The organism is Pseudomonas sp. VI4.1 (assembly GCF_002029345.1).
Classification (GTDB): Bacteria; Pseudomonadota; Gammaproteobacteria; order Pseudomonadales; family Pseudomonadaceae; genus Aquipseudomonas.
On record NZ_MULM01000141.1, the window covers coordinates 48508 to 54507 of the forward strand.

The following is a 6000-nucleotide window of genomic DNA, read 5'->3' on the forward strand; positions in this document are numbered from 1 at the left end:
TTTATCTTGTGGGCTGATCCTTGGGCTTTCCAGGTGCTGCCTACGACTGGATCCGATTGGGTTGCTAGGTGGGTTTAATCTCTATGGCTATGCGACAAACTCGACGAGTTGGGTTGAACCACTGGGTTGGTGTTCAAGCGCTTTAGCCAGTTCAACCTTGTAAATCGATCTCCATAAAGAATTGCAAATTGATTCATTGCTATCCTCCAGTCGTGCGCTGCGCTACCCAGTTGGCAGTGATGTTTTGCAGTGCCAGCCAGATCAGTTTCGTTGCGGTATCGTCGGCCGGGAAGTGGCCTCTGGTTTTGATGATCTTGCGTAAATACGATCCTGCCGGCGAACTGACCCGCCGGTTCAGCTACAACCTCGGCGGGCACCTGACGCGGGTGGATGAAATCGGCTACGGCGAGCGCGGCGAACGACCACAACGGCATACCGAATTCGAACGCGACCCAATCGGCCGACTGCTGGGCAAGCTCAACGCCGACGCTCGCCAGGACTACACCTACGACGACGCAGACCGCTTGCTCACCATCGAGCGCCTGCCCACCGCCAACGGCAAAAAACTCGGCGTCAGCGCAGAAAAACTCGATTTTTCCTACGACCCGCTGGGCCGCCTGATCAAGGAGACCACACCGCAAGGCACTCTGTCCTACGACTACGATCCACTGAGCAACCTGACCACGCTGACCCTGCCCACCGGCCAGCACCTGAACCACCTGTACTACGGCAGCGGCCACCTGCACCAGCTCAACCTCGACGGCCAGCTGATCAGCGACATGGAACGCGATGACCTGCACCGCGAGGTCTATCGCACACAAGGCACACTTACCAGTTGCTTCGGCTATGACGCCATGGGCCGCAAGTCGTGGCAGTTTGCCTCAACGCTTCCGGCTGACAAGCTGTCGCACGTGCTGGGCAGCGAAACGCCACAATTGCTGGTGGAGCACGCTTACAACCCGATCCACCGCCGTTACCAATACGACCCGGCAGGTGAACTGATCCGCACGCTGGACAAACTGCGCGGCGAGATCAAATACGGTTACGAAGCCAATGGCCAACTGCATAGCCGTGACACGGGCAAGCTGGTGGACAGTGAGGAGTTCAGGTACGACGCGGCGGCGAACCGGCTGAACTTCAACACCAGTCAGTTTGATCACGTCAAAGACAACCGGATCAAGCAGTGGCGGGATCAGGAATACAGCTACGACCCGTGGGGCAATCTGATCGAGAAACGCATCGGTCTGACCACGCTACAGACCTTCAGCTACGACTGCGAAAACCGCCTCGTCAAAGCGGAGACGCTGGTCAATAGCAAGCTTGAAAGTATCGGCACGTATCGCTATGACAGCCTCGGCCGACGGGTAGGTAAAACCTCAGTAAAAGGCGGCAAAACCGAACACAAGAACTTCCTCTGGCAAGGCCTGAGGATGCTGCGCGAAGAACAGCCGGGGCAGAGCAACCTGTACATCTACGAGCCCGGCAGCTATGCGCCGCTGGCCCGCGTTGATCAAAGCGAAGGGGAAGAGCAGAAGCTTTACTACTTCCACACCGACCAGATTGGTACGCCGCTGGAGATGACAGACCGAGAGGGGCGGATTGTCTGGCAGGCGACGTACAAGGCGTGGGGGTCCATCGAAACGCTGGCGGTGAACGAGGTTGAGCAGAACCTGCGGTTTCAGGGGCAGTATTTCGACGACGAGACGGGGCTGCACTACAATATGTTTCGGTATTATGATCCGGAGGTTGGGCGGTTTGTTCATTTGGACAAGTTTGTGATGAGTTGAGTAGATATGCGACGCTGGTGACTTGACGACGCTGTGAAGATTGTTAGAAAACTAATTTTTTCTGCGAAGACTGACGAGTATCTCCTGAGCTTTATAAAAATCTAAGAGCTAAGACTCCCAGCGCAACAATACGAAAAGCAGTAAATAAAGATGTAGTTCTTCCAATGAAGGATCCAGCCCTCCCAGGTTTGTAGGTGACTAAATTTCGCACGCGGATGATATCGTGCCAATGAAGGCAAATAATCGAGATGAGTGGTTTTTCTAAGCTAACCTTTGCTGGCCAGGTTAAGGTTCTAAACTATGAAAAAATTTCCAAGGGTTAAATGAGGTGGCGAATACATCAAAGGGGGCTAAATCCAATAGCGAGTGGGTGAGTTACAAAAAAGGTGGGATTGATGTTGATCCGGCATTTAGATCTAGTATGATTGACAAAGCTGCCAAGCTGGAACCTGAGATCCAGCAGCATATTACCAATTTGTTGTCAGGTTATTAATGGGATGCATTAAATGAAAAATATTGATGATCTTAAAAAAAGAATCGCTGCAGAACTTGAAGATTACAATATATATTTTTCTCCTGAGAGTGTTCCGAAAAACATTAATTTTCCTGTTGTTTGGAAAAATTTTGGCTTTGTAGATGGCAAACATTCTCGTATTCCCGATGCGTGGGGTTTATTTGCAGATCACTTACCGTGGGTAACCTCTTGGTTAGATAAATGTGTTTTGGGAACCTTTTTGGCTGTTAGTGATAAGCCTTATTTGTTGTATGTTTATTGTGAGGATGATGAGCTTAACTTTTATATCGGCGGCGTTCCGATTGAAGATAGCATCTGGAGTGGTAAACTTGCCTATTTGAATGGCGATTTGAAGCGGTTTTATTGTAATTTGCACGACGGTTTTGGTTTTTACATCGGTTGCACAATGGGGCCTTCGCGCACAGAAGACTTTGTCTTTATAGAGGATCTCTGTGATGAGACTATTCCTGGCTTACCTAGCTTAGTGGGCTTTTTTTCAAGCGGTGCTGGTGACTATTTAGCTCTTGAGCTGAAATTATCGGCTAATGAGGCTTATATTTGGTGGCATGAAAAACCAGAGTTTCCAGATAAAAATATAGATATGTGGGCTGTTATGGATACTTGGATGTCTATCTTTCTTGAAAATTCTGACTTTAACGACAGTATGTATGCTTAGTTTTGTTCGTTGTGCCGCCGGTAACAATTGACTAGGTTTGGTGGCGGACTGAAGTTGTAGTTTTAAAAAAACACGGTGCTGGAAAAATATTAAGACTTCTTACCTCGAAATTATTATTTCTACAACGACCGCCACCACCTGATCGCCGTCACCGACGCCCTGAACCAGACCACCACCCTGGAACGCAAACCCGACGGCGAAGTGCTGCGCTCCAGCAACCGGACGGCAGCGCCGAATCCTTCACCTACAACGCCCTCGGCCAGGTGTTGACGCACACCGGGAATAAGAACCCGGCTAGTGAATGTACGGAGCGGGCTTGCTCGCGAAAGCAATTTCATAGTCAACATTGGTTTTGACTGGTGCCGCCTTCGCGGGCAAGCCCGCTCCCACAGGGAGTTATGTCGATCACAACATAGTGGCCAGACGCATTGCCCTGTGGGAGGCCACCCAGCCTGCGAAGAGGCTGCGCTTTCGCGCAGAGAACATGCCGCTAAATCGGCAAATAATTTATCTAAAAAATCAATGAGATAAACTTTGTTCCATAAGAGCCGGCTTGCTGGCGATAGCGGCCGAGAGATCATCGTTAGGCTTCCCGCCGGCTTCGCGGGCAAGCCCGCTCCTACAAGTTTTTGTGCGTCGATCCGGATTTTGCGGCGAGATCTTCTAGCGCGAAATGATTCCATGATCGATCGCGTACTTCACCAGCGCCGCCGGTTTATCAATGTTGAGTTTGCGCCGGATGCTCAGGCGATGGGTTTCCACGGTGCGCACGCTGATGTCCAGTTCCCGGGCCATTTCCTTGTTGTTCAGCCCTTGGACCATTTTGTACAACACCTGGCTCTCACGGGGCGTCAGTTCGTTGTCGGCGCTTTTGTCGGCAATCAGCCGCTGGGCGATTTCGGCGCTGTAGAAGGTACCGCCGCTGGCGATGGCTTCGATTGCCGCGATGATTTCCCGGGACGGCGAGTTCTTCAGCACGTAGCCGCTGGCCCCGGCGCGCACGGACTCGCTCACGTATTCATTATTGTCGTACATGCTCAGCATCAGCACTTTGAGCGCCGGGTACTGGCTGCGCAGCACCCGCGTCAGTTCCAGCCCGTTCATGTCCTTGAGGCTGATGTCGACCAGCAGCAGGTCCGGCCGGCAGCGGCCGACCATTTCGATCGCGTCCGCGCCGTTCTCGGCTTCGCCCACCACTTCCAGGGGCGCCATCACCGCCAGCAGCGCCTTGATCCCGTCGCGGACCAGGGAGTGATCGTCGACCAGGGCGACGCGGATCGGGTAGGGCAGGTTCATTGCAGGCATTCACTCTTGTTGTGGGCACGACTCAGCGTTGGGTGCCGGGCATTTGCATCGGTAGCAGGACGTCCAGTTCGCTTCTTCCCGGCGTCGAGGTCAGGGCGAACTGGCCGCCAAAATGTTCGACGCGTTCGCGGATATTACGCAGGCCGATGCCGGCGTGGCGACGTTCGACCTGGGCGACGTTGAAGCCGATACCGTCATCGACCACCGTCAGTCGCACGCCGTCTTCCGAGCCGTGCAGGGTAATGGATACGTTGCGGGCCCGGGCGTGGCGTTCGATGTTGGTCAGGCCTTCCTGGACGATGCGAAACAGCGAGACCGCGGCGCCGTCGACCAGGTCGCAGGCGAATTCGTTGTCGTCGTAGGTCACCACCAGGCCGCTGCGCAGCTCGAATTCGGCGGCGAGCTGGCCGATCGCCGCCGGCAGGCCCAGGGTGTCGAGCAAGGATGAGCGCAGGTCGTGGGACAGGCTGCGAACTTCGCCGATCGCATCCCCCAGGCGTTGCGTGGCTTCTCTTAAAATACCCACGCCCTTGTCGGCACCCTGGCCATTCTCCAGCACATGGCTGGCCAGTTCGAACTGGAACTTGATGGAGACCAGGACCTGGCTGATGCCGTCGTGCAGTTCACGGGACACCCGGGATCGCTCTTCTTCCTGCAGGCTGACGATGCGCTGGGTCAGGCGCTGCAGTTTCTTGTCGGCCAGTCGGTGCTCGCTGACGTTGAGGGTCATGCCGCTGGCGAACACCAACAGCACCGCCACCAGGGCCACGGCGGCAATGGCCAGCATGGTCTTGCGGATGCCCATGGCCACTTCGTCGCGGGCTTGCTGGGTGGCGCGTTCGACGTCTTCCAGGTAGATGCCGGTGCCGAGCATCCAGCCCCAGCGATCGAGCATGACTACGTAGGCGAGCTTGTCGGTGACCTGGCCGGAGGAGGGTTTGTTCCAGGCGTAGCGCTGGAAGCCTTCGCCCGATTGCGCACTGTTGAGCAGCGCCTGGATCACCGGCAGGCCGTGGGGGTCTTTCATGTCCCACAAGTCCTTGCCGACCAGATCGGACTGGCGCGCGTGCATCAGGCTGCGACCTTCGCGGTCGTAGACGAAGAAATAGCCGTTGACGCCGAAGCTGAGCTTGCGCAGCTCTTCCAGCACTTGCTGCTGGGCCCGGGCGTCGCCATGGCCGTCGTCGTACAGCGGCTCGATCAGGCTCTGCGCCATTTCGACGTAGTTTTTCAGTTCGGCGCGCTTGCTGGCCAGGATGCTGTCTTCGATCAGTTGCGCCTGTTGATCGCCCAGTTGGCGGTTCAGGGAGATGACCAGGGCGCAGATGACGGCGATCGCCAGGACCAGCGGCAGGATACCGAGCGCGACGATTTTGTGTTTGAGCTGCATCTGGGCTCCTGACCGCGCCGAAGGCGGGCGATGACGCTAATACTGTAGGACCGAGCTTGCTCGCGATGGTCGTCAACGAAAACGCGTGTTTACCGGGTATACGCGGTGTTCTGAAGTCCATCGCGAGCAAGCTCGCTCCTACAGTTCCTGGGCGGGCATCATATGCCAAGGAGTGCGGGTCCAGTAGCGGTGGTGGACGGAATGACCTGCTGCCGGGATCTGTCGGTTGAATGCAAACCCCCTGTAGGAGCTGGCTTGCCAGCGAAGGCGGCGGCACATTCAATATCAATGGCGACTGACACACCGCTTTCGCTGGCAAGCCAGCTCC

3 protein-coding genes and 3 pseudogenes are annotated in these 6000 nt (G+C 55.4%); 3 read left to right on the forward strand and 3 right to left on the reverse strand.

Going from position 1 to position 6000, the window contains the following annotated elements; translation table 11 throughout:
- Positions 1–155: 155 nt before the first annotated feature.
- A pseudogene (locus BZ163_RS12280) lies at positions 156–322 on the reverse strand (IS256 family transposase); the annotation flags it as partial.
- A gap of 19 nt (positions 323–341) precedes the next feature.
- Between BZ163_RS12280 and BZ163_RS12285 the strand changes: the two are divergent.
- The 3 genes and pseudogenes from BZ163_RS12285 to BZ163_RS36370 all read left to right on the forward strand — a co-directional run.
- A pseudogene (locus BZ163_RS12285) lies at positions 342–1769 on the forward strand (RHS domain-containing protein); the annotation flags it as partial.
- A gap of 524 nt (positions 1770–2293) precedes the next feature.
- Positions 2294–2977: a hypothetical protein gene (locus BZ163_RS12295; protein WP_128871128.1), complete on the forward strand. Its 684-nt coding sequence runs from the start codon at positions 2294–2296 to the stop codon at positions 2975–2977.
- Positions 2978–3088: 111 nt separating this feature from the next.
- Positions 3089–3294: pseudogene (locus BZ163_RS36370) on the forward strand (RHS repeat protein); the annotation flags it as partial.
- 346 nt (positions 3295–3640) lie between these two features.
- On the opposite strand, the gene BZ163_RS12305 reads toward BZ163_RS36370, so the two are convergent.
- Positions 3641–4273, reverse strand: coding sequence for a response regulator transcription factor (locus tag BZ163_RS12305; RefSeq protein ID WP_128871129.1), 633 nt, complete (start codon positions 4271–4273; stop codon positions 3641–3643).
- 31 nt (positions 4274–4304) lie between these two features.
- A complete protein-coding gene (locus BZ163_RS12310) occupies positions 4305–5672 on the reverse strand; it encodes a cache domain-containing protein (protein WP_128871130.1) in 1368 nt (455 codons plus the stop codon).
- Positions 5673–6000: the final 328 nt, after the last annotated feature.

What these genes read in the sequence shown, in the direction of transcription:
- BZ163_RS12295 (WP_128871128.1), top strand. Translation starts at nt 2,294, where the DNA reads ATGAAAAATATTGATGATCTTAAAAAAAGAATCGCTGCAGAACTTGAA.
- BZ163_RS12305 (WP_128871129.1), bottom strand. Translation starts at nt 4,273, where the DNA reads ATGAACCTGCCCTACCCGATCCGCGTCGCCCTGGTCGACGATCACTCC.
- BZ163_RS12310 (WP_128871130.1), bottom strand. Translation starts at nt 5,672, where the DNA reads ATGCAGCTCAAACACAAAATCGTCGCGCTCGGTATCCTGCCGCTGGTC.